A 26,236-nucleotide genomic window follows, 5' to 3' on the forward strand; every position below is an offset into this window, starting at 1 on the left:
GACCGAGTGGCCGCGCCGGGGCTGAAACCCACCGAGCAGGATCAAGGAACTTTGTGTTCCCCTCATTCGGTGAGTCGCCGAATTCGGCAGGCAGGTGCAATTCCTTCCCGTTCTGAGAACGGAAGCGAATTTGATCGGCCGAAAGAATCTGGTAAGTTAGAGGAACTGCCCCGGGCAGGGAAACGGTCGGAAGATCGTGGCTCTGACGGTGTGCGTCGGTTGTTTGAGAACTCAACAGTGTGCTTGATAGTCAATGCCAATTATTTGACTCTCTTGTTTCGGATCGTGCTGCTGGATGGTGGTGTGGTTCGGGGTGATGGGGGTTGTTTTTGGATCGGATCATTGAAACCAGTTTGGTTTTGATCTGGCCGGTATCATTGTTCGCGCTCACGTGAGTGGGTGTGGATGTTTCTCTTTTACGGAGAGTTTGATCCTGGCTCAGGACGAACGCTGGTGGCGTGCTTAACACATGCAAGTCGAACGGTGAAGCTCCTGCTTGCAGGGGTGGATCAGTGGCGAACGGGTGAGTAACACGTGAGCAACCTGCCCTCCACTTCGGGATAAGCCTTGGAAACGGGGTCTAATACCGGATATGAGCACTCACTGCATGGTGGGTGTTGGAAAGTTTTTCGGTGGGGGATGGGCTCGCGGCCTATCAGCTTGTTGGTGGGGTAATGGCCTACCAAGGCGTCGACGGGTAGCCGGCCTGAGAGGGCGACCGGCCACACTGGGACTGAGACACGGCCCAGACTCCTACGGGAGGCAGCAGTGGGGAATATTGCACAATGGGCGAAAGCCTGATGCAGCGACGCCACGTGAGGGATGACGGCCTTCGGGTTGTAAACCTCTTTCAGCAGGGAAGAAGCGCAAGTGACGGTACCTGCAGAAGAAGCGCCGGCTAACTACGTGCCAGCAGCCGCGGTAATACGTAGGGCGCAAGCGTTGTCCGGAATTATTGGGCGTAAAGAGCTCGTAGGCGGTCTGTCGCGTCTGGTGTGAAATCTCATGGCTCAACTGTGAGCTTGCATCGGGTACGGGCAGACTGGAGTGCTGTAGGGGAGACTGGAATTCCTGGTGTAGCGGTGGAATGCGCAGATATCAGGAGGAACACCGATGGCGAAGGCAGGTCTCTGGGCAGTTACTGACGCTGAGGAGCGAAAGCATGGGGAGCGAACAGGATTAGATACCCTGGTAGTCCATGCCGTAAACGTTGGGCACTAGGTGTGGGGCCAGTTCCACTGGTTCTGTGCCGTAGCTAACGCATTAAGTGCCCCGCCTGGGGAGTACGGCCGCAAGGCTAAAACTCAAAGGAATTGACGGGGGCCCGCACAAGCGGCGGAGCATGCGGATTAATTCGATGCAACGCGAAGAACCTTACCAAGGCTTGACATGTACGAGAAAGCCCCAGAGATGGGGTTCTCTTTGGACACTCGTACACAGGTGGTGCATGGTTGTCGTCAGCTCGTGTCGTGAGATGTTGGGTTAAGTCCCGCAACGAGCGCAACCCTTGTCTCATGTTGCCAGCGGGTTATGCCGGGGACTCATGGGAGACTGCCGGGGTCAACTCGGAGGAAGGTGGGGATGACGTCAAATCATCATGCCCCTTATGTCTTGGGCTTCACGCATGCTACAATGGCCGGTACAGAGGGCTGCGATACCGTGAGGTGGAGCGAATCCCAAAAAGCCGGTCTCAGTTCGGATCGGGGTCTGCAACTCGACCCCGTGAAGTCGGAGTCGCTAGTAATCGCAGATCAGCAACGCTGCGGTGAATACGTTCCCGGGCCTTGTACACACCGCCCGTCAAGTCACGAAAGTTGGTAACACCCGAAGCTCACGGCCCAACCCCTTGTGGGAGGGAGTGGTCGAAGGTGGGACTGGCGATTGGGACTAAGTCGTAACAAGGTAGCCGTACCGGAAGGTGCGGCTGGATCACCTCCTTTCTAAGGAGCTCATCTCCATCAGGCCCCGGGAAGCCGGGGATGCCGTGCTGGCTCGTGGGTTCGTCCCTGGGCTGGTGGGTGCTGGTGGCAGAGGCCAGGCCCAGGCCGTGCGCGTCTGGGGTGGTTGCTCATGGGTGGAACATTGACGAAGAGTCACCGTGCTGGTGGCTGCTGCTAGTACGCCTGGTTGGTGGGGGGCTTGTCTCCTTGCTGGGTGGGTTGGAACGTGGTGGTCGCAGGTGGTGGTGGCTTGCTGAGCACACTGTTGGGTCCTGAGGCAACCGGCTGCCTCATGCGCCACGAGCTTGTCCCTTCGGGGGTCTTGTCCCTTCGGGGTGGGTGAGTGGGGTGTGTGGGGGACGGGTTGTTTCTGACTGGACACGGGTCACTGAGTGGCACTTCAGACCAGCCGGCGTGCCGGTGGTGGTGGGTGCGGGTCGCTCTGGTGGGTTCGTCCGTTGCTTGAGAACTGCATAGTGGACGCGAGCATCTTTGAATGTTTCCAAGACTGCTTGGCGATGGTCTGGCTGGCAGGGCCTTTTGGGTCGTGTGGGTCGGGGTGTTGTCGGGTGTGTTGTCTTGGTTTCTGTGATTGTAGTGTTGCCGAAAGTTTTTAAGGGCACATTGGTGGATGCCTTGGCACTAGGAGCCGAAGAAGGACGTTGTAGCCTGCGATAATCCTCGGGGAGTTGGCAGACGAGCTGTGATCCGAGGGTCTCCGAATGGGGGAACCCAGCCGAAGTCATGTTCGGTTACCCGCGCTTGAATGTATAGGGCGTGTGGAGGGAACGTCGGGAAGTGAAACATCTCAGTACCGACAGGAAGAGATATTCCGTGAGTAGTGGCGAGCGAAAGCGGATGAGGCCAAACCGTATGCGTGTCAAGCTGTCAGGCGTTGCGTGTGCGGGGTTGTGGGACCTTCCGGGAAGATCTGACAGTCTTCCGGCCAGTGAGAAAGTCGTGTCATAGTCGAACCGGGTTGAATACCGGACCGTAGTGGGTGGGAGTCCCGTAGACGAAATGGTGCGGCCTGGTGGAGGGGATCCCAAGTAGCACGGGGCCCGTGAAATCTCGTGTGAATCTGGCAAGACCACTTGCTAAGCCTAAATACTACCTAGTGACCGATAGCGGACAAGTACCGTGAGGGAAAGGTGAAAAGTACCCCGGGAGGGGAGTGAAATAGTACCTGAAACCATGTGCCTACAATCCGTCGGAGCCTCCTTGGTAGGGGTGACGGCGTGCCTTTTGAAGAATGAGCCTGCGAGTTAGTGCTCGGTGGCGAGGTTAACCCGTGTGGGGTATCCGTAGCGAAAGCGAGTCCGAAGAGGGCGTTTGAGTCGCCGGGTCTAGACCCGAAGCGAAGTGATCTAGCCATGGGCAGGTTGAAGCGCCGGTAAGACGGCGTGGAGGACCGAACCCACCAGGGTTGAAAACCTGGGGGATGACCTGTGGTTAGGGGTGAAAGGCCAATCAAACTTCGTGATAGCTGGTTCTCCCCGAAATGCATTTAGGTGCAGCGTCGCGTGTTTCTTGCCGGAGGTAGAGCTACTGGATGGCTAATGGGCCTCACCAGGTTACTGACGTCAGCCAAACTCCGAATGCCGGTAAGTTTAAGCGTGGCAGTGAGACTGCGGGGGATAAGCTCCGTGGTCGAGAGGGAAACAGCCCAGATCACCGGCTAAGGCCCCTAAGCGTGTGCTCAGTGGGAAAGGATGTGGAGTTGCACAGACAACCAGGAGGTTGGCTTAGAAGCAGCCACCCTTGAAAGAGTGCGTAATAGCTCACTGGTCAAGTGATTCCGCGCCGACAATGTAGCGGGGCTCAAGCACACCGCCGAAGCCGTGGCACTCACATTGCGTTTGATCGCAAGCCCAGCATGCGCCCTTGTGGTGTGTGTTCAGGTGTGTGGGTGGGTAGGGGAGCGTCGTGTGGGCAGTGAAGTCGCAGGGTGACCTAGCGGTGGAGCCTACACGAGTGAGAATGCAGGCATGAGTAGCGAATGACGGGTGTGAATCCCGTCCGCCGAATGACCAAGGGTTCCAGGGCCAGGTTCATCCGCCCTGGGTAAGTCGGGACCTAAGGCGAGGCCGACAGGCGTAGTCGATGGACAAGGAGTTGATATTCTCCTACCGGCGAAGTACCGCCCATACCGAGCCCGGTGATACTAACCACCCCAAGCCACCGCCGAGACCTTCGGGTCTCACTGGTGGGGCGGCGTGGGACCTGATCCGGTAGTAGGTAAGCGTGTTAACAGGGGTGACGCAGGAAGGTAGCCAGGCGTGGCGATGGTTGTCCATGTCCAAGGTCGTAGCCCGACACCTAGGCAAATCCGGGTGTCGTTGAGGGTGAGAGCTGATAGAGACCGTGTATGCGGGAATCTGGTGATCCTATGCTGCCTAGAAAAGCCTCGACGCGAGGGACTAGCCGCCCGTACCCTAAACCGACTCAGGTGGTCAGGTAGAGAATACTAAGGCGATCGAGTGAATCGTGGTTAAGGAACTCGGCAAAATGCCCCCGTAACTTCGGGAGAAGGGGGGCCTGAACCGTTAACCCACTTGCTGGGGGATGCGGGGAGGGCCGCAGAGACCAGGGAGAAGCGACTGTTTACTAAAAACACAGGTCCGTGCGAAGTCGCAAGACGATGTATACGGACTGACGCCTGCCCGGTGCTGGAAGGTTAAGAGGACGGGTCAGCTTCGGCGAAGCCCAGAATTTAAGCCCCAGTAAACGGCGGTGGTAACTATAACCATCCTAAGGTAGCGAAATTCCTTGTCGGGTAAGTTCCGACCTGCACGAATGGCGTAACGACTTCTCCGCTGTCTCAACCGCGAACTCGGCGAAATTGCAGTACGAGTAAAGATGCTCGTTACGCGCAGCAGGACGGAAAGACCCCGGGACCTTTACTATAGCTTGGTATTGGTGTTCGGTGCGGTTTGTGTAGGATAGGTGGGAGACTGTGAAGCTCGGGCGCCAGCTCGGGTGGAGTCATTGTTGAAATACCACTCTGATCGCTTCGGATGTCTAACCTCGGTCCGTGATCCGGATCAGGGACAGTGCCTGGTGGGTAGTTTAACTGGGGCGGTTGCCTCCTAAAATGTAACGGAGGCGCTCAAAGGTTCCCTCAGCCTGGTTGGTAATCAGGTGTCGAGTGCAAGTGCACAAGGGAGCTTGACTGTGAGACTGACAGGTCGAGCAGGGACGAAAGTCGGAACTAGTGATCCGGCGGTGGCTTGTGGAAGCGCCGTCGCTCAACGGATAAAAGGTACCCCGGGGATAACAGGCTGATCTTGCCCAAGAGTCCATATCGACGGCATGGTTTGGCACCTCGATGTCGGCTCGTCGCATCCTGGGGCTGGAGTAGGTCCCAAGGGTTGGGCTGTTCGCCCATTAAAGCGGTACGCGAGCTGGGTTTAGAACGTCGTGAGACAGTTCGGTCCCTATCCGCTGCGCGCGTAGGAAACTTGAGAAGGGCTGTCCCTAGTACGAGAGGACCGGGACGGACGAACCTCTGGTGTGCCAGTTGTTCCGCCAGGAGCATGGCTGGTTGGCTACGTTCGGAAGGGATAACCGCTGAAAGCATCTAAGCGGGAAGCCTGCTTCGAGATGAGGTTTCCGTACACCTTGTGTGTGGGAGGCGCCCAGCAGACTACTGGGTTGATAGGCCGGATGTGGAAGCAAGGACTGAAGACTTGTGGAGCTGACCGGTACTAACTTGCCGATAACTTTCTCAACACTCAAATTCTTTCAAGCCAGTTTCTGGTGTGTGTGTTCGCGTCCACTGTGCGGTTCCCGAGTCACGGGCACCAACCCCCACTGGTGTGGTGTGGGGTTGCCTGGTCTCGATAGTGTTTCGGTGGTCATAGCGTGGGGGAAACGCCCGGTCCCATTCCGAACCCGGAAGCTTAGCCTCATAGCGCCGATGGTACTGCCCTGGAGACGGGGTGGGAGAGTAGGACGCCGCCGGACAACCATTCCCGTGTGGGGGTGGGAACATGAACCCGTCAAGGGGGCATGTTCCCACCCCCACACGCATTTCTGCTCCTGCACCACCTGCCGATCGCCGGCACCGCGGAAACCTCACCGCTTCTTGACAGCCCCTGGGGAGACGCTCGTCGTCCCGGGGGCTGCGTGCTGCCCACCCACGGCCGGACGGCCCCGGGCGCTCTGTCGTCCCGGAGACCGGACGTCGCCCCTGGAGCGGGCCGGCGCGTTGCACAGATTTCACAGTGCACAGGCCGCGATCCGGGAGATCGGATGGCCTCCGGAGACTAGACTTGCGGCCATGTCCACCATCTCCCGTGACGAGGTTGCGCGCGTGGCTGCGCTGGCACGGATCGACCTGCGGCCCGACGAGGTCGATCGCCTCGCCGGTGAGCTCGACGTGATCGTCGAGTCCATCGCTCGCGTGAGCGAGGTCGCCACCGCAGACGTGCCGGCAACGAGCCACCCCCTCCCGCTGACCAACGTGTTCCGAGACGACGTGCCGGAGCCGGCCCTGCCGGTCCAGGACGTCCTGGCGAGCGCCCCGCAGCAGGAGGACGGCCGCTTCGCGGTCCCGCAGATCCTCGGCGAAGAGTGATGGGAAGCAACGACATGACGAACGACATCACGCGCCTCAGCGCGTCCGCCCTGGCGTCCGCCCTGGCGGGCAAGGAGGTCTCCAGCGTCGAGGCCACGCAGGCCCACCTGGACCGTATCGCCGCCGTCGACGGCGACCTGCACGCGTTCCTGCACGTCTCCGCCGAGGAGGCCCTGGCCACGGCCGCCGACGTCGACACCCGCCGCGCCGCGGGCGAGGAGCTGCACGCCCTCGCCGGCGTGCCGATCGCGGTCAAGGACGTGGTGGTGACCAAGGGCCTGCCCACCACCGCGGGGTCGAAGATCCTCGAGAACTGGATCCCGCCGTACGACGCGACCCTCGTGGAGCGCATCAAGGTGGCCGGCCTGCCGATCCTCGGCAAGACCAACATGGACGAGTTCGCGATGGGCTCCTCGACGGAGCACTCCGCGTTCGGCAACACCAGGAACCCCTGGGACCTCGACCGGATCCCCGGCGGGTCCGGCGGTGGCTCAGCGGCCGCCGTGGCCGGTTTCGAGGCGCCGCTCGCGATCGGGACCGACACCGGTGGGTCCATCCGTCAGCCGGGTGCCGTGACCGGGACGGTCGGCGTGAAGCCGACCTACGGCGGCGTCTCCCGCTACGGCCTGATCGCCATGGCCTCCTCGCTCGACCAGGCGGGTCCGGTCACGCGCACGGTGCTCGACGCCGCGCTGCTGCACGAGCTCATCGGCGGGCACGACCCGCACGACTCGACGTCGATCGACGAGCCGGTGCCGGGCGTCGTCGCCGCCGCTCGGCTGGGCGCGCAGGGCGACCTCAAGGGCGTCCGCGTGGGCGTCGTCAAGGAGCTGTCCGGCGAGGGCTACCAGGCCGGTGTGTCCGCGCGGTTCGACGAGTCGCTGGAGCAGCTTCGCGGGCTGGGCGCGGAGATCGTCGAGGTCTCCTGCCCCAGCTTCGCCTACGCGCTCGACGCCTACTACCTGATCATGCCGGCCGAGGCGTCCAGCAACCTGGCCAAGTTCGACGGCATGCGCTTCGGCCTGCGCGTCGAGCCGGCCGAGGGCCCCGTCACGGCGGAGCGCGTCATGGGCGCCACCCGCGGCGCGGGCTTCGGCGACGAGGTCAAGCGCCGCGTCATCCTCGGCACCTACGCCCTCTCGGCCGGGTACTACGACGCCTACTACGGCAGCGCGCAGAAGGTCCGCACGCTGATCCAGCGCGACTTCTCGGCCGCGTTCGCGAAGGCCGACGTCCTGGTCTCGCCCACGGCGCCCACCACGGCGTTCAAGTTCGGCGAGAAGCTCGACGACCCGCTCGCGATGTACCTCAACGACGTCGCGACCATCCCCGCGAACCTGGCGGGCGTCCCGGGCATGTCCCTGCCGAACGGCCTCTCCGACGACGGCCTGCCGGTCGGCTTCCAGATCCTGGCCCCCGCCAAGGCGGACGACCGGATGTACCGCGTGGGCGCGGCCCTCGAGGCGGCTCTCGAGTCGCGCTGGGGCGGACCCCTGCTGAACAAGGCACCCGAACTCAAGACCACGGAGCTCGCCCGATGACTGTGCAGACCCCCGCGACGGCGACGCCCCTGGTCGCCTACGAGGACGCCGTCCGCCGCTACGACCCGGTGCTCGGCATCGAGGTCCACGTGGAGCTCGGCACGCTGACCAAGATGTTCTGCGCCGCCGAGGTCTCGTTCGGCGGCGAGCCGAACACGCAGGTGACCCCCGTCAGCCTCGGGCTGCCGGGCGCGCTGCCCGTCGTGAACGGCAAGGCCGTCGAGTACGCGATCCGGATCGGTCTCGCGCTGAACTGCACCATCGCGGAGAGCTGCCGGTTCGCCCGGAAGAACTACTTCTACCCGGACGTGCCCAAGAACTTCCAGACCTCGCAGTACGACGAGCCCATCGCCTACGACGGCTGGATCGACGTCGAGCTCGAGGACGGCGCGGTGTTCCGCGTCGAGATCGAGCGCGCGCACATGGAGGAGGACGCCGGCAAGAACACCCACATGGGTGGCACGTCCGGCCGCATCCACGGCGCCGAGTACTCGCTGGTCGACTACAACCGCGCCGGCATCCCGCTCGTGGAGATCGTCACGCGTCCGATCGAGGGCGCCGGTGAACGGGCCCCCGAGGTCGCGCGCGCCTACGTGCAGACGCTCCGCGACATCTTCCGCACGCTGGACGTGTCCGAGGCCCGCATGGAGCGCGGCAACGTGCGCGCCGACGTGAACCTGTCGCTGCGCCCGAGCCCCGACGCGCCGCTGGGCACGCGCACCGAGACCAAGAACGTGAACTCGTTCCGCTCGATCGAGCGTGCCGTGCGCTACGAGGTGTCCCGTCAGGCCGGCGTGCTCGACGCGGGCCTCCCGGTCATCCAGGAGACGCGCCACTTCCACGAGACGGACGGCAGCACGTCGTCGGGCCGCGTGAAGTCGGACGCCGAGGACTATCGCTACTTCCCCGAGCCCGACCTGGTCCCCGTGGCGCCGAGCCGCGAGTGGGTCGAGGAGATCCGCGCCTCCCTGCCGGAGATGCCCGTCGCCCGGCGGCGTCGGCTGCAGGGCGAGTGGGGATACGCCGACGCAGAGATGCGCGACGTCGTCAACGCGGGCGCCATGGACCTGATCGAGGCGACGATCGCCGCGGGCACGAACGCCGCCGGCGCGCGCAAGTGGTGGATGGGCGAGCTGGCCCGCCGGGCCAAGCAGGACGAGATCGCGCTGGAGGACCTCACGGTCACGCCGGCGCAGGTCGCGCAGCTGCAGGACCTCGTCGAGTCCGGCCGCATCAACGACAAGATCGCCCGCCAGGTGCTCGACGGCGTGCTCGCCGGCGAGGGTGACCCGGAGGCGGTCGTCGTGGCGCGGGGCCTCGAGGTCGTGTCCGACGACGGTGCCCTGCTCACCGCGATCGACGAGGCGCTGGCGGCTCAGCCCGACATCGTCGAGAAGGTCCGCGGCGGCAACCAGGGTCCGGTCGGCGCGATCATCGGCGCGGTCATGAAGGCGACCAAGGGACAGGCTGACGCCAAGCGGGTCCGGGAGCTCGTGCTGGATCGGATCGGTCAGTGACCTGCCGGGCCGTGCTGCGGGGGGCTGTGAGGCCGGCCGCATGACCCGGGGGCCGCGCCTGCACGGCGAGATGATGCGGCTGCGTCCTGTCGAGGCGCGCGACGCGGAACGCCTGTGGGAGGCGGTCCAGGATCCGGAGGGGACCCGCCTGACGGGGACCACCGCCACCTTCACGCGCGACCAGATCGACGAGTGGGCGAGCACGGTCAGCGACCGGCCCGGCCGCTACGACTGGGCGATCTGCCCCGCGGCGGTCCGGGACGGTAAGCCCGTCAGCGACGAGATGATCGGCGAGATCGTGCTCAACGACCTCGACGAGCACGCCCGCTCGGCCAACCTGCGGCTCCAGCTCCTCCCGAACTACCGGGGCCGCGGGTACGGCCGGGAGGCCATCCTGGAGGTGCTGCGCTTCGCGTTCGACGGCGCAGACGGCGAGCCCGGTCCAGGCCTGCACCGGGTGAGCCTGGACGTGCTCAGCATCAACCCGAGGGCACAGGCGCTGTACGAGTCGCTCGGGTTCCGTGAGGAGGGCCGCCTGCGCGACGTCTACCGGGACGGTGAGACGTGGGCGGACGCGATCGTGATGAGCATCCTCGAGGACGAGTACCGGGCCACGCTGGGCTGAGCGCTGTCGAGGGCCGGACGAGGGGCTAGGCGCCCGGCCCGCCGGTGATGTAGGCCGTGAGCTGGTCGCGCTCGGCCTGCACCTCGGCGATCCGGTGCTTGACCACGTCCCCGATGCTCACGATCCCGGTCAGCCGGGCGTCGACGAGCACGGGGACGTGGCGCACGCGGTGCTCCGTCATGACCGGCATCAGCTCGTCGAGCGTGGCCTCGGGTCCGCAGGTGTGCACGGCGGCGGTCATGATCGCCTCGACGGTGCCGTCCAGGATGCCGTCGCCGTCGGAGTGCAGCCGACGCACGACGTCCCGCTCGCTGACGATGCCGTCGACGCGGACGCCGTCGTCGGACACGACGGCCGCGCCGATGCCGTGCTCGGCCAGGAGCGCCAGCAGGTCGCGCACGCTGCGGTCCCGGGAGATCGTGACCACCGAACCGCCCTTGCGCCGCAATGCTTCTGTCACTCGCATGTCGAGCACCTCCGTCGCGTGCACGCCAGGATCCGCGTCGTTGCGGGCTCCCTGGTACGACCGTACGGCACCCGCCAGGGTTGAGGTAGGGGGGCAGGGTCACCCTGTGGACGCCGGGTGTCCATCCCCGCGCACCGGAGGTAGCGTGCAGAGGCCGCCCGCCCCGCACAGTGCCCGGCCTCCCGCGCGGCCCGTCCAGCCATCGAAGGAGCTGAACCGTCATGAGCCGTCCCCTGCGCTCCCGGACCTCCACCCACGGCCGCAACATGGCCGGTGCCCGCGCGCTCTGGCGCGCCACGGGCATGGGCTCGGAGGACTTCGGGAAGCCGATCATCGCGATCGCGAACTCGTACACGCAGTTCGTGCCGGGGCACGTACACCTCAAGGACATGGGTGACCTCGTGGCCTCCGCGATCCGCGAGGCCGGCGGCGTCGCCAAGGAGTTCAACACGATCGCCGTCGACGACGGCATCGCGATGGGCCACGCCGGCATGCTCTACTCGCTGCCCAGCCGCGACCTGATCGCGGACTCCGTGGAGTACATGGTGCAGGCGCACACCGCCGACGCGCTGGTGTGCATCTCCAACTGCGACAAGATCACGCCCGGCATGCTGAACGCCGCGCTGCGGCTGAACATCCCGGTGATCTTCGTGTCCGGCGGCCCGATGGAGGCCGGCAAGGCGGTCGTGGCGAACGGCGTCGCGAAGACCCCGCTGAACCTGATCAACGCGATCAACTACTCGGCGGACGAGAACGTGGACGACGCCGCGCTCGGCCTGGTCGAGGAGAACGCGTGCCCCACGTGCGGCTCGTGCTCCGGCATGTTCACCGCCAACTCCATGAACTGCCTCACCGAGGCCCTCGGCCTGTCGCTGCCGGGCAACGGCTCGACGCTGGCCACGCACGCCGCCCGCAAGGAGCTGTTCCTGGAGGCCGGCCGCACCATCGTCGACCTGGCCCGCCGGTACTACGAGGACGAGGACGACACCGCCGCGCCGCGCGGCATCGCCACCAAGGCGGCGTTCGCCAACGCGATGGCGCTCGACGTGGCCATGGGCGGCTCCACCAACACCGTGCTGCACATCCTGGCCGCCGCGCAGGAGGCCGAGGTCGACTTCACGCTGGCCGATATCGAGGACATCAGCCGGCGCGTGCCGTGCCTGTCCAAGGTGGCGCCCAACCACCCGGACTACCACATGGAGGACGTGCACCGGGCGGGTGGCATCCCCGCCCTGCTGGGCGAGCTCGACCGGGGCGGCCTGCTCGACCACGACGTCACCTCGGTGCACACCCCCACGCTGCGCGCGTGGCTCGACGACTGGGACATCCGCGGCGGCAAGGCCACCGAGCGGGCGCTCGGCCTGTTCCACGCGGCCCCCGGCGGCGTGCGCACCACGCAGGCGTTCTCCACGAACAACCAGTGGGAGTCGCTCGACACGGACGGCGCGGGCGGCTGCATCCGCGACGTCGAGCACGCCTACACCGTCGAGGGCGGGCTCGCCGTGCTGCGCGGCAACCTCGCGGAGGACGGCGCCGTGTTCAAGACGGCGGGCGTCGACCCCGACGTCTTCCACTTCGTGGGCAAGGCGCTGGTCTGCGAGTCGCAGGACGACGCCGTCGAGAAGATCCTGACCAAGCAGGTCAAGCCCGGTCACGTCGTGGTCGTGCGCTACGAGGGTCCCGCCGGCGGCCCGGGCATGCAGGAGATGCTGTACCCGACGTCGTTCATCAAGGGACGCGGTCTGGGCAAGCAGGTCGCGCTGATCACGGACGGCCGGTTCTCCGGCGGGTCCAGCGGCATCTCCGTGGGGCACGTCTCCCCGGAGGCGGCCGCGGGCGGCACGATCGGCCTGATCGAGGACGGCGACGAGATCGAGATCGACGTCGACACCCGCATGATCCGGGTCAACGTGCCCGACGAGGTGCTCGCCGAGCGGCGCGCCAAGATGGAGTCGTCGGAGCGGCCGTGGCAGCCCGTCGCCCGTGACCGGTACGTGTCCCCGGCGCTCCAGGCCTACGCCGCGCTGGCGACGTCGGCCGACCGGGGCGCGGTGCGCGACGTCGCGCGGTTGCGGCGCGGCTGACACCGGCCGGGTCCGGCGCGCGTGCCGGGCCCGGCCGACCGCCTACCGGGGTGTCGGAGTCCCGTGCCATGGTGGTGTCCCGGCCGTTCGAGACGGTCCACCGACACAGGGAGCGATACATGAGTGACGCGATCACCGCCGGAGAGTTCACGGCGGGTGAGGGCGTGAGCGACTGGCGCGTGCTGGCGGGCGCCGCCGTGGTGCGCTACGCCACCGGGTCGTTCGCGACGGGGCTGCGGCTGGTCACGCGCATCGGCGTGCTCGCCGAGTCCGCGAACCATCACCCGGACGTCGACCTGCGGTACGGCAGCGTCACCGTGCGCACCTCGTCGCACGACATCGGCGGCCTGTCGCGGCGCGACCTCGCCCTGGCCCGCGAGATCTCGGCGGCGGCGCGCGAGCTCAGCATCGCCGCCGACCGCGGGGCCTGGACGGTGTCGGGAAATCAGGATGACGCCGGGCCGATCGCCGGGTAGCGTCTCGCGCTTGTGCGCTCGCTCCCCGTCCCGGCCAGGAACCCTTACTGGCGGTTCCTCGTGGCCGGGTTCCGGGGGCAGTCCGCGTACCCGCTGGCGACGCTCGCGGGGCTGACGGCCAACGCGACGTTCGGCCTGCTCAAGGGCGGGATCATGGGCGCGGCGGTCGACAGCTCCGGCGGTGAGCTGGCCGGCTACTCCGCGGCCACCATGGCCGCGTTCGTCTGGCTGGGGCAGGGCATGCTCGGCTCGGTCAACTTCTGGGGCGGCAGCGACCTGCAGGCCAGGATCCGGTCGGGCGACGTCGCCGTCGACTTCCTCCGGCCCGTCAGCGTGCAGGCCGCGAACGTCCTGACCGACATCGGCAAGGGGCTGTTCGCGCTGCTGCCGCGCGGCCTGCCCAGCGTCGCCATCGGCGTTCTCGTGTCGGGGATGGCGCTGCCCCCGGACGCCGCCGCCTCCGCGCTCGGGCTGCTCAGCCTGCTGATCGGCATCGCCATCTCGCACGCGACCGTCTACGTCGTGGCGACGACGGGTTTCTGGCTGGTCGAGACCCGTGGCGTCAGCGTGCTCTACATGTCGCTCTCCGGGTTCCTCGCCGGGCTGTACACGCCGATCTACCTCTACCCCGACTGGCTCCTGACCCTCGCGCTGGCCACGCCGTTCCCGTCGATGATGCAGCTCCCGATCGACGTGCTGTCCGGCCGGGTCACCGGGTGGGATGCCGGGCAGCACATCGGCGTGCAGCTCGGCTGGCTCGCGGCGGTCCTCGTCGCGGGGTATCTGGCCACGCGCGCGGGACGCCGCAGGCTGGAGGTGCAGGGTGGCTGAGCCGAGGGTGCGTCACCTGCGCGCCTACCGGGCGGTCCTCGCCAGCCGCGCCCGCTCGCAGGCGAGCCACCGCGCGAGCTTTCGCATGGACCTGGTCGGGGCGCTGCTGGTCGGTGTCATCGAGTTCACCGAGGTCTGGGTGCTGTACACGGCCGCCGACCAGATCGGCGGGTTCTCGCTCGCCCAGGTGCTGCTCGTGTTCGGCCTGGCCGACCTTGCCTTCTGCCTGGCCGACCTGGTGGCCGGGCACTGCGACAGACTGCCGACCTACGTGCGTGCGGGCACGCTCGACGTCTTCTTCCTGCGGCCGCAGCCCGTGCTGGCCCAGCTCGTGACGAGCGACCTCAGCCTGCGCCGGCTGGCCCGCAGCCTCGTGGGCGCGTCCGCGCTCGTGGTGGGCCTGGTGCTCAACGACATCGACTGGGGCCCGGCCGCCGTCGGCCTGCTGGTGCTGGCCCTGGTCTGCGGGTTCGTCATCTTCACGGCCCAGTTCGTCACGGCGGCGGGCCTGCAGTTCTTCCTGATCAACGGCGCCGAGATGACCAACGCGTTCGTCTACGGCGGCCGGTACGCGGCCACCCAGCCCGCGACCGTCTGGCCCCGCGCCCTGCTGGTGCTCTTCGGCACCGTCTTCCCCGTGGCCTTCGCGGCGTACCTGCCGGTCACCACCCTGCTGGGGGTGCCCGGCGTCGCCGGGCTGCCCGCCTGGCTGGGCTGGTGCGCGCCGGTCGCCGCGCTCTGGTCCGTGGTCGTGGCCGGGCTGTGCTGGCGCTGGGGACTACGTCACTACCGAGGAGCGGGTGGATGAACGTCATCGAGACCGAGGCGCTGACCCGGGTGTTCACGGGGCGGCCCCAGCGGGGCGACCGGCTGCGCCGGACCCGGCACGTCGCCGTCGACCGGCTCGACCTGACCGTCGGGGCCGGGGAGTCCGTGGGCTACATCGGCGCGAACGGCGCCGGGAAGTCGACCACCATCAAGATGCTCGTCGGCATCCTCGTACCGACCAGCGGGCGGGTGACGACGGTGGGCCTGCACCCGCTCAAGCAGCGCCGCGCGCTCGCCCGCCGGGTCGGCGTGGTGTTCGGGCAGCGTTCGCAGCTCTGGTGGGACCTGCCCGTGCACGAGTCGTTCTCGATCCTCGCGGCGATCCACTCGCTGTCCGCCGACGAGGAGCGCACCCGCACCGCCGAGCTGGTCGACATGCTGGAGATGGGCGCGTTCCTCGGCACCCCGGTGCGCCAGCTCTCGCTGGGGCAGCGGATGCGGGCCGAGGTGGCAGCCGCCCTGCTGCACCGGCCGGAGCTGCTGATCCTCGACGAGCCCACCATCGGCCTGGACGTGCTCTCCAAGCAGCGGCTGCGCGAGTTCCTCGTGACGCAGCGGCGTGAGCACGGCACCACGCTGCTGCTGACCACGCACGACATGGGCGACGTCGAGCGGCTGTGCGACCGGATCCTCGTCGTGGACCGCGGGCGCCTCGCGTTCGACGGCACGCTCGGCGGCCTGGCCCGCACGGTCGGTGCACGCCGTGAGCTCGTGGTGGACCTCGCGGCGGCGAGCCCCGACCTGGTGGACGTGGCGGGCACGGAGCACGTCCGCAGCGAGTCGGGCGGCCTGCGCCAGCGTCTCGCGTTCGACCCGCAGCGCACGACGGCGGCGCGCGTGCTCGCCGCGGTCTCCGAGCGGGTGGAGGTGCTGGACCTGTCCGTCGAGGAGCCCGACATCGAGGACGTGGTCCGCGAGATCTACCGGGCGACGCGGGCCTGAACTGCCCTCAGCCGTACAGGGCCTGGACGTCCAGCTCGATCGGGAACGGCAGGTCCACCTTGAGCGTGTCGCGGAAGATGCCGACCGGGACGTAGGTCTTGGTCAGGGTGTCGAGCTCGTAGACATGGACCGTCGTGACGGAGTCGACGTCCTCGACGCGCCAGAAGTGGGCGATACCGGCCTCGGCGTACTTGTGCGGCTTCACGGCGCTGTCGCGGTGCCGGGACTCGGGTGAGACCACCTCGATCGCGAGCACGACGTCCTCGGCCTCGTACCAGGTCGCGTTGCGGTCGATCGTGGCCGTCGACGCGATGACGTCGGGCTCCGGCCGGTTGTACCTGTCCAGACGAACGGTCATCTCGCTGTTGATCTCGAACCCCTCGGGCGCTTGCGCGGCGAGGGTGCCGTGGAGGGCGTGGATAACACGCCGGTGCCAGTTGCGTTGCGGGGACATCATGAAGACGAGGGCTCCGTCGATCAGCTCGGTGTGGCGGGGAGCGTCCGGCAGATTGTCCAGGTCCTCGGCGAGCCAGCCCTCCGGGCGCGGGGGGCGCATCCAGTCGGGGAGCTCAGCCATGGCACCACGGTAGCAACGCGCACATGTCGTGTCATGACTGGCCGCTGCCGCTGTCGATCGCATGTCTAGACGTTAATACATCTAGCCCACCCGTGCGCACGGAGGACCGCTAGCCTGTGCCGCGTGCTTCCCGAACCGGCCGTCGCGCCGCCCACGGCCACCGCCCGAGCCGTCCGCTCCTCCTCGATGGCCCGCGCCGACGCGCCCGCGGTGCCGCCGCACCCCGCTCCACGTCCCGTCGCCCGCATCGCCGGCGTCGCCGTGCACCTGCCTGAGGGGACCCGCGACGTGGCCACCGCCGAGCGGGAGCTGCACCGCAGGAACCCGGCCGTCGCGCCGCGCGTGCCGATGGTGTCGCGCCTGACGGGTGTGCGCACCGTCCACGTGGCCGACGACGACCAGCAGGCCTCGGACCTCGCCGCGGCCGCCGCCCGCGACGTGCTGGACCGGGCGGGGCTGGGCCCGGCCGACGTCGACCTGCTGATCTTCGCGTCCGCGACGCAGGACATGATCGAACCCGCCACGAGCCACATCGTCGCCGCGAAGCTCGGGGTGCGCGCCCCGGTGATGGACGTCAAGAACGCCTGCAACTCCGTGCTCAACGGCATCGAGGTGGCCGAGGCGCTGATCGGCACCGGCCGCTACCGGCGCGTGCTCGTGGCGAGCGGTGAGATGCCCTCGCGCGGCGTCCGCTGGGACGTGCCGGACCGGCGCACCTACGCGATGTCCGCCCCCGGCTACACGATGTCCGACGCCGGGGCCGCCGTCCTCGTCGAGGCGACCGGGACCGGCAGCCTGGAGGACGAGCTCGCTGCGGAGCTGGCCGGTCTCGCGGAGCACGCCGGGCCGCCGTCGGGCATCCTGGGGTCCGTGTTCGCCGCGGAGTCGCAGCACTGGGACGTCGGCATGCTGCCCGCGGGCGGCACGGTGAACCCGCGCGACCCGGAGCGGAGCTACTTCGAGATCGACGGCTCCCGCCTGCGGGAGGCGTTCCTGGCGATCGGGCCGGGCCCGGTGCGCGAGGCCCTGGACCGGGCGGGCGTGACCATGGACGACGTGGCGCTCGTCGCGGTGCACCAGGTCGCGGTCGGCTATCTCGCGGACGTCCACCGTGCGCTCGGCGTGCCCGCCGACCGCACGGTCGTCACGGTGGCCGACCACGGCAACATCGCCTCGGCCACCCTGCCGCTGCAGCTCGTCACCGCCCTGGAGTCCGGCCGGCTGCACCGCGGTGACGTCGTGCTGCTGCTCGGTCTGGCCGGCGGCATCAGCATGGGCGCGATGGTGGTGCGCTGGTGACCCCGGCACCCGGCGCGGACCGGCCGCGGCTCGCCGTCGTCGTCCCCGCGCTGAACGAGGCGCACGAGCACGGCATCCTGCGCACGCTGGAGGCGCTGCACGCGCAGGAGGACGACGACTTCGACCTCGTGGTGGTGGACAACGGATCCACCGACGGCACCGCCGACGTCGCGCGCAAGGCCGCCGCCGAGTGGGGGCGGCTGCGCTGGCGCGTGGTCGACGAGCCCGAGAAGGGGACCGGTGCCGCGGCCGACACCGGCATGCGGGCCGCCATCGCGCTGGGGGCCGAGCTGCTGGCCCGCACCGATGCGGACTGCCTGCCGCCGCCGGGCTGGACCCGCGCGGTCCGCGAAGCCTTCGCGGGTGGTGACGAGCTCGTCGCCGGGCGGCTCGTGCCGCGCACCGACGACCTGCCGGTCTCCCGGTTCCAGCAGGGCGTGCTGTCGTTCGCGCTGTGGGCGTCGAGCACGTTCGGCAAGGTCCGCCCCGGAAACCAGGACGACGGCTACCTCGGCCCGTACGTGATGACGCCAGGCTGCAACATGGCGATCACGGCGTCGCTGTACGAGCGCGCCGGGGGGTTCCCGCGCACCCGGATCGAGGACGTGCACGAGGACCGTGCCCTGGTCAACGCCGTCCGCCGGCTGACCACGCGGTACGCCGAGCACCGCGAGGTCTGGGTGCGGGCGTCGACCCGGCGCGTGCACGCGTGGGGGCTGGTCCGCACGCTCGGCTGGTACGCCGACCACCGCTACCGGCCCGACGTGGTGGACATCCGATGACGGCCCACCTCACCCACGCCGCCGGGACGAGTGTGCCGGGTGCGACCACGCGCCGGCGTGGTGGACCGCCCGAGGCGCACTGGGAGGAACGCGTCCAGCGGGCCGCGCACCCGCTCGCCTACCCCGCGATCCGGTCGGCACGGCACCGTCCGGTCGTGCGGGTGCCGCGCATCGGGGTGATCGTGAGCGACGCCGCCCTGGCGCGGGAGGTGCTGCTCGACCTGGACCACTTCTCCAAGGTGGGCCCCGGGGCGCCGTCGGACCTGTGGACGCCCGTGCTCGGGCCGTCCGTGCTGCTCAACATGGAGGGGGCCGAGCACGCCGCGCTGCGGCGCACGCTCGGGCCCCTGTTCTCGCCGCGCGCGGTGCGGCAGCTCCTGTCCGGCACCGGGGACGACGGCGAGAACCGTTCCGGCGTGCTGCCGGACCTGACGCGCCGGCTCGCCGCGGGGGAGGGCGTGGACCTGGCCGCCGTCGTGACGGCCCAGGCGGGAGCCGTGATCTGCGGGATGGTGGGCCTGCCGCCGACGGACGACGCGGTGCGCTCCGCGATGGTCGCGGCCCGGACGATCACCGGCATGGTGCGCCTGCACCGGCACGGGCTCACGCGGGCCCAGGTGGCCCGGGCGCGCGCGGTGCTCGACCGGCTGACCGCACCCGCGCGCGCCGCCTACCGTGCGGGCGACCCGGCGACCGTGCCGGGGCGCATGCGCGACCTGGGCCTCTCCGAGCGCGAGGCCATGGGCGCCGTCGGGGCCTTCGTGCTGACCGGGACCGAGACCGTCCAGTCCTTCGTGCCCCGGCTCCTGGCGATCGCGCACGACACCGGCTGGACCGGCCGCCTGCTGGGCGGCGACGCGGAGCTGCGCCGTCGGGCCGTCGAGGAGGGGCTGCGGGTCACGGTGCCGACCCCGGCGATGCTGCGGTCGGTGCGGGCCGCGACGTCCGTGGCGGACGTGCCGGTCGCCGCGGGGGACCGCGTCGTGATCGCCACCGTCAACTGCTGCCGGGCGGCCGGCGGTTTCGACCCCGGCCGCCCGGTCGACCCCGCGGTGCGGCACCTCTGGTTCGGGGCCGGGCCGCACTTCTGCCTCGGCATGCCGCTGGCGACGGCGCAGGTGGACGCGGTCCTGGACGCGCTCGCGGCCGCCGTGACGGACGACCGCGTCCCCGTCGTGGGACGGCGCCGGGCCGAGCGCGGCGTGCTGGTCCCGGCCTACCGGTCGCTGGAGCTGCGGCTGGCGAAGGACGCCGCATGACCCACTTCCTCGACGCCCTGGACACCCTGGCCCGCCGGACGCCCGACGTCGTCGCGCTGCGCTGGTTCGGCGGTCGTGACGGCGCTCGCGTGCGCGAGGAGGTCACGTTCGGCGACCTCGCGGACCGTGTCGAGCGCACCGCGTCCGGGCTGCGGGCGCTGGGCATGGCTCCTGGCGACCGGGTGCTGTTCAGCATCCGGCCCCGGCCCGAGGGCGTGGTCCTGTGCCTCGCCGTCCTGCGCGCGGGCGGCGCCGTCGTCTTCGTGGACCCCGGCTCGACGCCGGAGCTGTTCGCCGCCCGGATCGCGGCGGCGAGGCCGCGGTGGGCGGCGACGGAGTCGCTGCTGTACGCGGTGTCGTCGGGGGCGCTGCGCCCGGTCGCGCGCTCGCGCGGCCTGCTGCTCCCGGACTACGGCCGCCTGCCGGTACGGCACCTCTACGCGGGGCCGTGGCTTCCCGGCGTCCCGCGCGGTGCCCGGCGGGTGGCACGGCTCGGGCGCACGACGCCGGCCCCCGCGGCGCGGCCCGGCGGCGGGAGCGACCTCGACGCCGTGGCGCTCGTGGTGTTCACGTCCGGCACGACGTCGGACCCGAAGGCCGTGGTGCACACCGCGCGCACGCTCGGCGGAATGCTCGGGCTGTTCGCGCAGGTGGGTGACCTGCGACCGGGGCAGCGGGCGCACACCGACCAGATGTTCCTCGGCCTGCCGGCGCTGCTGGCGGGCGGCACGTGGGAGATCCCGGCGCGGGCGCCCAAGGACTCGCCCGAGGCGTTCGCGCGCGGGGTCGTGGGTGCGGACTCGTCGTTCCTGGTGCCCGCGGACGTGACCGCGTTGCTCGACGTCCTGGAGGGGCGGTCGACGGGTACGGCCGCCGTAGGCCCGGCCGTGCTGGCCGTGGGTGCCGCGCCCGTCACGGTGGCGCTGCTCGAACGGGCTCGCCGGGTGCTGCCGGGCACGCGCTGGCTCGCGGTCTACGGTGCCACCGAGATCCTGCCCGCCGCGGTGACCGACGCGGACGAGAAGATCGCGGCGGCGGCGTCCGGAGACCTGGTCGGCCGGCCGCTCGACGGCATCGGGGTGCGGATCGACACGACCGTCGTCGACGCGATAGGCGACGGTGATGCGGTGGGGGACGGTGATGCGGTGGGCGAGGGCGATGCGGTGGGGGACGGCGATGCGGTAGGGGAGCTCGTCCTGACGGGCCCGTCCCTCATGGCCGGCTACCTGTCGGACGTCGACGCCGGACGCCCGCCCGCGACCGAGCACCGCACCGGCGACCTGGCCTACCAGGACGCGAGGGGCCGGATCGTGCTCGTGGGGCGCAACCGCGACATGATCATCCGGGGCACCGTGAACATCTACCCCGGCCTGTTCGAGCCCCGCCTGCGGGAGCTGCCGGGCGTGGCGGACGCCGTCCTGGTCGGTGTCCCCGTGCCGGACGGCGACGAGCGGGTGGTGCTCGTGGTGGCCGCCGAGGACGTCCCGGCGGGTGCGCACTGGCCCGGCGCGCGCACGGATACCGCGCTGACCAGGGCGGTCACGGCACGCCTGGGGGACGTGCTGGACCACGGCGCGCTGCCCGACCTGGTGGTGGAGGTGGCCCGGGTGCCGCTCGCCGGGCGGTCCCGGAAGCCTGACCGTCGGTTGCTGGTCAACTGGGTGTCATCCCTGGCGGGTACAGTGCGCGCATGAAGGTGGCTGTGACCGGTTCGTCAGGATTTGTCGGGGGCGCTGTCGTCCGGGACCTCGCGGCGCACGGGCACGAGGTCGTCGCGTTCTCGCGGCGTGTGCCGCGTCTGCCCGAGGAGCTCCTCCATCAGGTCTCCCACCAGTTCTGGGACCTGCGTGACGGCCCTTTGGCCAAGGAGGACCGGCCCGAGCACGTCGACGCCGTGGTGCACTGCGGGGCCGCCGTCGGCGACGGCGGGAGCCACGCGCGCGCCTGGGTGGTGAACGTCGAGGGCACGCGCGCCGTGCGCGAGACGTTCCCCGAGGCGCGCTTCGTGCACGTCTCCTCCGGCAGCGTGTACGACCCCCGCACGCCGAGCGTGGCCGCGACCGAGGCGGAGGCGCCCGTGCGCGGCTACATGAACGCGTACGGCTCCACCAAGGCCGCCGCCGAGCGGTACCTGGCGGCCGACGCCGCGCGCGAGGACCGCGGGCCCGTCGTCGTGCTGCGGCCGCACGCGGTCTACGGGCCGGGTGACACGACGCTGCTGCCGCGCCTCGAGTCCGCGGCGGTCGGCGCCTGGCTGCCGTTGCCCGGCGGCGGCAAGGTGCGTCAGCACCTCACGCACGTCGACACGCTGGCCCGTGCCGTGCGGGCGGCCCTGGACGCCGACGTCGAGCCGGAGGTCGCGGCCGGCCGGCCGCTGGTGGCGAACGTGGCCGATGCGCGGCCGGTGGACCTGGACGAGACCATCGAGCTGCTCATGTTCGCCCGGTTCCGGCCGGTGCAGGTGGTGGGCATCCCGATCCGGCTGGCGCGCGTGCTGGCCTGGGCGGGGGAGCGGGTCGCCCGGTGGACCGGGCGGGAGCCGCGGCTGTCCCGGTACGCGATCAGCCACCTCGCGATGGAGCGCACCTACGACCTCACGGTGCTGCGGGAGCGTCTGGGCGTGGACCCGGCGCCGACGTCGCTGCACGGTGCGATGCGGTGGTGAGCCGTGCCGGTGGGCCGTGCGCGCGGGGACGGGTGGAACCTCCGCCCGTCTCGGATCGTGGGACCTTTGGCCCGCTGGATGACACCGGCCCGGATTCGGCGTAACGTGCTGCGCGTGCAGACGATCATTCTCGTAGTACTTCCTGAGCGCGCGGCCTAGGCCCAGCACAGGCATCGTCCGCGCGCTCACCCTGGCAGTCCTTCTCATCAGAGGACCCGGGGTTTTTTTGTTGTCACGAACGCTCGCTTTCGCCCCAGGACGGGGCGCGACGGCAGGAGAACCGCATGACCGGCACACCGACACCCGCACAGATCGCCGCGCGCGCCGAGGCGCGTGACCAGGTGCGTACCGAGCTTCGGTCCCGCGTAGGCGGCAAGGCCGAGGTCGAGGCCCCCGCACCGCGCGTCGGGCCGGAGGAGGTGACGGGGGCGCAGTCGATCGTCCGCTCCCTCGAGGAGGTCGGTGCGGACGTCGTGTTCGGCATCCCCGGCGGCGCGATCCTGCCCACCTACGACCCGCTGATGGACTCCGCCAAGCTGCGGCACATCCTGGTGCGGCACGAGCAGGGCGGCGGCCATGCGGCCTCCGGCTACGCCCACGCGACGGGCCGGGTCGGCGTCACCATGGCGACGTCGGGGCCCGGTGCCACCAACCTGGTGACGCCCATCGCGGACGCGAACATGGACTCGATCCCGATGGTGGCCATCACCGGCCAGGTCGCGAGCGCCGCGATCGGCACGGACGCGTTCCAGGAGGCGGACATCGTCGGCATCACGATGCCGATCACCAAGCACTCCTACCTGGTCACGGACCCGGCGGAGATCCCGCGCACCATCGCGGAGGCGTTCCACATCGCCTCCACCGGGCGGCCGGGGCCGGTGCTGGTGGACATCGCGAAGTCGGCGATGCAGTCGCGCACCACGTTCTCGTGGCCGCAGGAGCTGAACCTGCCGGGCTACCACCCCGTGACCAAGCCGCACTCGAAGCAGATCCGCGAGGCCGCGAAGCTGCTGGCCACGGCCCGCCGACCCGTCCTGTACGTGGGCGGCGGCGTGATCCGGGCGGGCGCGTCCGAGCTGCTGCGCCAGCTCGTGGACCTGTCCGGTGCGCCCGTCGTGACCACGCTGATGGCCCGCGGCGCCGTGCCGGACAGCCACCCGCAGCACCTGGGCATGCCCGGCATGCACGGCACGGTGCCCGCGGTGGCGGCGCTGCAGAAGGCGGACCTCGTGTTCGCGCTCGGTGCCCGGTTCGACGACCGCGTCACGGGCAAGCTGTCGAGCTTCGCGCCGCTGGCCACCGTGGTGCACGCGGACATCGACCCCGCCGAGATCGGCAAGAACCGCGAGGCGGACGTGCCGATCGTGGGGGACCTGCGCGAGGTCATCGGTGACCTGCTGCCCGAGCTGGCGCGGGAGCACGAGGAGCACGGCCGCCCCGACGTCGAGGGCTGGTGGCGTCAGCTCGACGAGTGGCGCCGCACCTACCCGCGCGGCTACAGCGAGACGGCGGACGGCCTGCTGTCGCCGCAGCACGTGATCCAGCGCCTCGGAGAGCTGACCGGGCCGGACGCCATCTACGTGGCCGGCGTGGGCCAGCACCAGATGTGGGCGGCGCAGTTCATCAGCTACGAGCACCCCAACACCTGGATCAACTCCGGCGGTCTCGGCACGATGGGCTACTCCATCCCCGCCGCGATGGGCGCCAAGGTGGGCCAGCCCGACCGGACGGTGTGGGCGGTGGACGGTGACGGCTGCTTCCAGATGACCAACCAGGAGCTCGCCACCTGCACGATCAACGACATCCCGATCAAGGTGGCGCTGATCAACAACAGCTCGCTGGGCATGGTGCGGCAGTGGCAGACGCTGTTCTACGAGTCGCGCTACTCCAACACCGACCTGCACACGGGGCACGGCACCATGCGCGTGCCGGACTTCGTGAAGCTCGCCGACGCGTACGGCTGCGAGGGCATCCGCGTGGAGCACGCCTCCGACGTCGACGCCGCGATCAAGCGGGCCAACGAGATCGACGACCGGCCCGTGGTCGTGGACTTCACCGTCTCGCGTGACGCGATGGTGTGGCCCATGGTCGCCGCCGGCGTCAGCAACGACGACATCCAGTACGCACGCGGCATCTCGCCGGCGTGGGAGCGAGAGGACTGACCCCATGTCGAGGCACACCCTGTCCGTGCTCGTGGAGAACAAGCCCGGCGTGCTCACGCGCGTCGCCGGACTGTTCGCCCGTCGCGCGTTCAACATCCACTCCCTGGCCGTCGGCCCCACGGAGCACGAGGAGATCTCGCGCATCACCGTGGTCGTCGACGTCGAGGAACACCCCCTGGAACAGGTCACGAAGCAGCTCAACAAGCTCGTCCACGTGATCAAGATCGTCGAGCTCGAACCCGAGTCGTCCGTGCACCGCGAGCTCCTGCTCGTCAAGGTGCGGGCCGACGCCGCCACCCGAACCGGGGTGCTGGAAGTCGTCGAGATGTTCCGGGCGCGCGTCGTCGACGTCGTGCCGGAGGCCGTGGTCATCGAGGCCACGGGTCCGGCGGCGAAGCTCGACGCCCTGCTCGCGGCGCTGGAACCGTACGGTGTCCGTGAGATCGTCAAGTCAGGGACCCTGGCCATCGGCCGGGGCGCCCGGTCCATCACCGACCGCGCGCTCGAGCGCGCGGTGCGATCCGCCTGACCTTTACCGAGATACACACCGAGGAGCAAGTACCGTGGCTGAGCTGTTCTACGACGATGACGCCGACCTGTCGATCATCCAGCAGAAGAAGGTTGCCGTGATCGGCTACGGCAGCCAGGGTCACGCGCACGCCCTGAACCTGCGTGACTCCGGCGTGCAGGTCACCGTGGGCCTGCGCGAGGGTTCGTCGTCCCGTGAGAAGGCCGAGAACGAGGGTCTGGCCGTGGCGACCGTGCCGGACGCCGTGCGTGACGCCGACGTGGTGGTCATCCTCGCGCCGGACCAGGTGCAGCGGCACCTGTACGCCGAGGACATCGCGCCGAACCTCAAGGAGGGCGCCGCGCTCGTGTTCGGGCACGGCTTCAACATCCGTTACGGCTACATCAAGCCCGAGGCCGGCCACGACGTGCTCATGGTCGCTCCCAAGGGCCCGGGCCACATCGTGCGCCGCGAGTTCGCCGACGGCCGTGGCGTGCCCGTGATCGTCGCGGTGGAGCAGGACGCGTCCGGCTCCGCCTGGGGTCTGGCGCTCTCGTACGCGAAGGGGATCGGTGGCCTGCGTGCCGGCGGTATCAAGACGACGTTCACCGAGGAGACCGAGACCGACCTGTTCGGTGAGCAGGCCGTGCTGTGCGGTGGTGCCTCGCAGCTGGTGCAGTACGGGTTCGAGACGCTGACCGAGGCCGGTTACCAGCCGGAGGTCGCGTACTTCGAGGTGCTGCACGAGCTCAAGCTGATCGTCGACCTCATGATCGAGGGCGGTATCGCCAAGCAGCGTTGGTCGGTCTCGGACACTGCCGAGTACGGTGACTACGTCTCCGGCCCGCGCGTGATCGACCCGCGCGTGAAGGAGAACATGAAGGCCGTGCTGGCCGACATCCAGGACGGTACGTTCGCGGCGCGCTTCATCGCGGACCAGGACGCGGGCGCCCCGGAGTTCAAGGAGCTGCGTGCCAAGGGCGAGCAGCACCCGATCGAGGCCACGGGCCGCGAGCTGCGCAAGATGTTCTCGTGGATCAAGCCGGCCGACTCCGACTACGTCGAGGGCAGCGCGGCGCGCTGACCTCGCGCCCGCCGGCAGAACAACGGCGCCCCCCACGCACCAGCTGGTGCGTGGGGGGCGCCGTTGTTCTG

At 69.2% G+C, this 26,236-nt stretch carries 19 protein-coding genes and 3 rRNA genes; 20 read left to right on the plus strand and 2 right to left on the minus strand.

Going from position 1 to position 26,236, the window contains the following annotated elements; all coding sequences use genetic code 11:
- The first annotated feature begins 415 nt into the window (after positions 1–415).
- From ACO229_RS00005 to ACO229_RS00035, 7 genes are all read left to right on the plus strand, one after another.
- Positions 416–1,940 (plus strand): 16S ribosomal RNA (locus ACO229_RS00005).
- Between the two features lie 603 nt (positions 1,941–2,543).
- Positions 2,544–5,671 (plus strand): 23S ribosomal RNA (locus tag ACO229_RS00010).
- Between the two features lie 118 nt (positions 5,672–5,789).
- Positions 5,790–5,906: ribosomal RNA gene (gene rrf / locus ACO229_RS00015) — 5S ribosomal RNA — on the plus strand.
- The 16S, 23S and 5S rRNA genes sit together here, the layout of an rRNA operon.
- Before the next feature lie 316 nt (positions 5,907–6,222).
- The gene (gene gatC / locus ACO229_RS00020; protein WP_423463291.1) at positions 6,223–6,519 is read left to right on the plus strand and encodes an Asp-tRNA(Asn)/Glu-tRNA(Gln) amidotransferase subunit GatC; all 297 of its coding nucleotides are present in this window, start codon (positions 6,223–6,225) and stop codon (positions 6,517–6,519) included.
- 14 nt (positions 6,520–6,533) lie between these two features.
- Complete coding sequence (gene gatA, locus ACO229_RS00025) at positions 6,534–8,060, plus strand: Asp-tRNA(Asn)/Glu-tRNA(Gln) amidotransferase subunit GatA (protein WP_397410637.1); 1,527 nt, start codon at positions 6,534–6,536, stop codon at positions 8,058–8,060.
- Positions 8,057–9,577: an Asp-tRNA(Asn)/Glu-tRNA(Gln) amidotransferase subunit GatB gene (gatB, locus tag ACO229_RS00030; RefSeq protein WP_423463292.1), complete on the plus strand. Its 1,521-nt coding sequence runs from the start codon at positions 8,057–8,059 to the stop codon at positions 9,575–9,577. The genes gatA and gatB overlap by 4 nt, the downstream gene beginning before the upstream one ends.
- 40 nt (positions 9,578–9,617) lie before the next feature.
- Positions 9,618–10,202 (plus strand): GNAT family N-acetyltransferase, encoded by a 585-nt coding sequence (locus ACO229_RS00035; protein ID WP_397410633.1) that lies wholly within the window; start codon positions 9,618–9,620, stop codon positions 10,200–10,202.
- A gap of 25 nt (positions 10,203–10,227) precedes the next feature.
- On the opposite strand, the gene ACO229_RS00040 is transcribed toward ACO229_RS00035, so the two are convergent.
- Positions 10,228–10,668 (minus strand): CBS domain-containing protein, encoded by a 441-nt coding sequence (locus ACO229_RS00040; protein WP_397410631.1) that lies wholly within the window; start codon positions 10,666–10,668, stop codon positions 10,228–10,230.
- A gap of 221 nt (positions 10,669–10,889) precedes the next feature.
- Between ACO229_RS00040 and ilvD the strand changes: the two genes are divergently transcribed.
- The 5 genes from ilvD (at position 10,890) to ACO229_RS00065 (ending at position 15,829) form a co-directional block, all read left to right on the plus strand.
- Positions 10,890–12,752 carry a dihydroxy-acid dehydratase gene (gene ilvD / locus ACO229_RS00045; protein ID WP_397410629.1) on the plus strand — a complete coding sequence of 621 codons (1,863 nt, stop codon included), beginning with the start codon at positions 10,890–10,892 and terminating at the stop codon, positions 12,750–12,752.
- Between the two features lie 119 nt (positions 12,753–12,871).
- Positions 12,872–13,228, plus strand: a complete 357-nt coding sequence (locus ACO229_RS00050; protein ID WP_397410627.1) for a 4a-hydroxytetrahydrobiopterin dehydratase — start codon at positions 12,872–12,874, stop codon at positions 13,226–13,228.
- A 12-nt stretch (positions 13,229–13,240) separates the two neighbouring features.
- Complete coding sequence (locus tag ACO229_RS00055; protein WP_423463293.1) at positions 13,241–14,059, plus strand: ABC transporter permease; 819 nt, start codon at positions 13,241–13,243, stop codon at positions 14,057–14,059.
- Complete coding sequence (locus ACO229_RS00060) at positions 14,052–14,867, plus strand: ABC transporter permease (protein WP_397410623.1); 816 nt, start codon at positions 14,052–14,054, stop codon at positions 14,865–14,867. Before ACO229_RS00055 ends, ACO229_RS00060 begins: the two co-directional genes overlap by 8 nt.
- Positions 14,864–15,829: an ATP-binding cassette domain-containing protein gene (locus ACO229_RS00065; RefSeq protein ID WP_397410621.1), complete on the plus strand. Its 966-nt coding sequence runs from the start codon at positions 14,864–14,866 to the stop codon at positions 15,827–15,829. Before ACO229_RS00060 ends, ACO229_RS00065 begins: the two co-directional genes overlap by 4 nt.
- Positions 15,830–15,836: 7 nt before the next feature.
- Here ACO229_RS00065 and ACO229_RS00070 read toward each other — a convergent pair whose 3' ends face one another.
- Complete coding sequence (locus ACO229_RS00070; protein WP_423463294.1) at positions 15,837–16,406, minus strand: Uma2 family endonuclease; 570 nt, start codon at positions 16,404–16,406, stop codon at positions 15,837–15,839.
- Between the two features lie 123 nt (positions 16,407–16,529).
- Here ACO229_RS00070 and ACO229_RS00075 point away from each other — a divergent pair, with 123 nt between their 5' ends.
- The 8 genes from ACO229_RS00075 (at position 16,530) to ilvC (ending at position 26,165) form a co-directional block, all read left to right on the plus strand.
- Positions 16,530–17,705 (plus strand): 3-oxoacyl-ACP synthase III family protein, encoded by a 1,176-nt coding sequence (locus tag ACO229_RS00075; protein ID WP_423463295.1) that lies wholly within the window; start codon positions 16,530–16,532, stop codon positions 17,703–17,705.
- Positions 17,702–18,487 carry a glycosyltransferase gene (locus ACO229_RS00080; RefSeq protein WP_397410615.1) on the plus strand — a complete coding sequence of 262 codons (786 nt, stop codon included), beginning with the start codon at positions 17,702–17,704 and terminating at the stop codon, positions 18,485–18,487. Before ACO229_RS00075 ends, ACO229_RS00080 begins: the two co-directional genes overlap by 4 nt.
- Positions 18,484–19,746: a cytochrome P450 gene (locus ACO229_RS00085; RefSeq protein WP_423463296.1), complete on the plus strand. Its 1,263-nt coding sequence runs from the start codon at positions 18,484–18,486 to the stop codon at positions 19,744–19,746. The genes ACO229_RS00080 and ACO229_RS00085 overlap by 4 nt, the downstream gene beginning before the upstream one ends.
- Positions 19,743–21,440 (plus strand): class I adenylate-forming enzyme family protein, encoded by a 1,698-nt coding sequence (locus ACO229_RS00090; protein ID WP_423463297.1) that lies wholly within the window; start codon positions 19,743–19,745, stop codon positions 21,438–21,440. Before ACO229_RS00085 ends, ACO229_RS00090 begins: the two co-directional genes overlap by 4 nt.
- Entirely contained in the window at positions 21,437–22,411 is a 975-nt protein-coding gene (locus tag ACO229_RS00095; RefSeq protein ID WP_397434016.1) for an NAD-dependent epimerase/dehydratase family protein, read from the plus strand. Before ACO229_RS00090 ends, ACO229_RS00095 begins: the two co-directional genes overlap by 4 nt.
- A gap of 284 nt (positions 22,412–22,695) precedes the next feature.
- On the plus strand, positions 22,696–24,573 hold the full coding sequence (locus ACO229_RS00100) for an acetolactate synthase large subunit (RefSeq protein ID WP_397410607.1): 1,878 nt from the start codon (positions 22,696–22,698) through the stop codon (positions 24,571–24,573).
- A gap of 4 nt (positions 24,574–24,577) precedes the next feature.
- Complete coding sequence (ilvN, locus tag ACO229_RS00105; protein WP_119142819.1) at positions 24,578–25,102, plus strand: acetolactate synthase small subunit; 525 nt, start codon at positions 24,578–24,580, stop codon at positions 25,100–25,102.
- Positions 25,011–26,165 carry a ketol-acid reductoisomerase gene (gene ilvC, locus ACO229_RS00110; RefSeq protein ID WP_423463298.1) on the plus strand — a complete coding sequence of 385 codons (1,155 nt, stop codon included), beginning with the start codon at positions 25,011–25,013 and terminating at the stop codon, positions 26,163–26,165. The genes ilvN and ilvC overlap by 92 nt, the downstream gene beginning before the upstream one ends.
- Positions 26,166–26,236 lie beyond the last annotated feature (71 nt).

Origin of the sequence: Promicromonospora sp. MS192 (assembly GCF_049532985.1) — a bacterium.
In the GTDB taxonomy this organism is placed as follows: Bacteria; Actinomycetota; Actinomycetes; order Actinomycetales; family Cellulomonadaceae; genus Promicromonospora.

Excerpts from the sequence above, each read along its gene's own strand:
- gatC (WP_423463291.1), top strand. The coding sequence starts at position 6,223 with ATGTCCACCATCTCCCGTGACGAGGTTGCGCGCGTGGCTGCGCTGGCA.
- gatA (WP_397410637.1), top strand. The coding sequence starts at position 6,534 with ATGACGAACGACATCACGCGCCTCAGCGCGTCCGCCCTGGCGTCCGCC.
- gatB (WP_423463292.1), top strand. The coding sequence starts at position 8,057 with ATGACTGTGCAGACCCCCGCGACGGCGACGCCCCTGGTCGCCTACGAG.
- ACO229_RS00035 (WP_397410633.1), top strand. The coding sequence starts at position 9,618 with ATGACCCGGGGGCCGCGCCTGCACGGCGAGATGATGCGGCTGCGTCCT.
- ACO229_RS00040 (WP_397410631.1), bottom strand. The coding sequence starts at position 10,668 with ATGCGAGTGACAGAAGCATTGCGGCGCAAGGGCGGTTCGGTGGTCACG.
- ilvD (WP_397410629.1), top strand. The coding sequence starts at position 10,890 with ATGAGCCGTCCCCTGCGCTCCCGGACCTCCACCCACGGCCGCAACATG.
- ACO229_RS00050 (WP_397410627.1), top strand. The coding sequence starts at position 12,872 with ATGAGTGACGCGATCACCGCCGGAGAGTTCACGGCGGGTGAGGGCGTG.
- ACO229_RS00065 (WP_397410621.1), top strand. The coding sequence starts at position 14,864 with ATGAACGTCATCGAGACCGAGGCGCTGACCCGGGTGTTCACGGGGCGG.
- ACO229_RS00070 (WP_423463294.1), bottom strand. The coding sequence starts at position 16,406 with ATGGCTGAGCTCCCCGACTGGATGCGCCCCCCGCGCCCGGAGGGCTGG.
- ACO229_RS00085 (WP_423463296.1), top strand. The coding sequence starts at position 18,484 with ATGACGGCCCACCTCACCCACGCCGCCGGGACGAGTGTGCCGGGTGCG.
- ACO229_RS00090 (WP_423463297.1), top strand. The coding sequence starts at position 19,743 with ATGACCCACTTCCTCGACGCCCTGGACACCCTGGCCCGCCGGACGCCC.
- ACO229_RS00095 (WP_397434016.1), top strand. The coding sequence starts at position 21,437 with ATGAAGGTGGCTGTGACCGGTTCGTCAGGATTTGTCGGGGGCGCTGTC.
- ACO229_RS00100 (WP_397410607.1), top strand. The coding sequence starts at position 22,696 with ATGACCGGCACACCGACACCCGCACAGATCGCCGCGCGCGCCGAGGCG.
- ilvN (WP_119142819.1), top strand. The coding sequence starts at position 24,578 with ATGTCGAGGCACACCCTGTCCGTGCTCGTGGAGAACAAGCCCGGCGTG.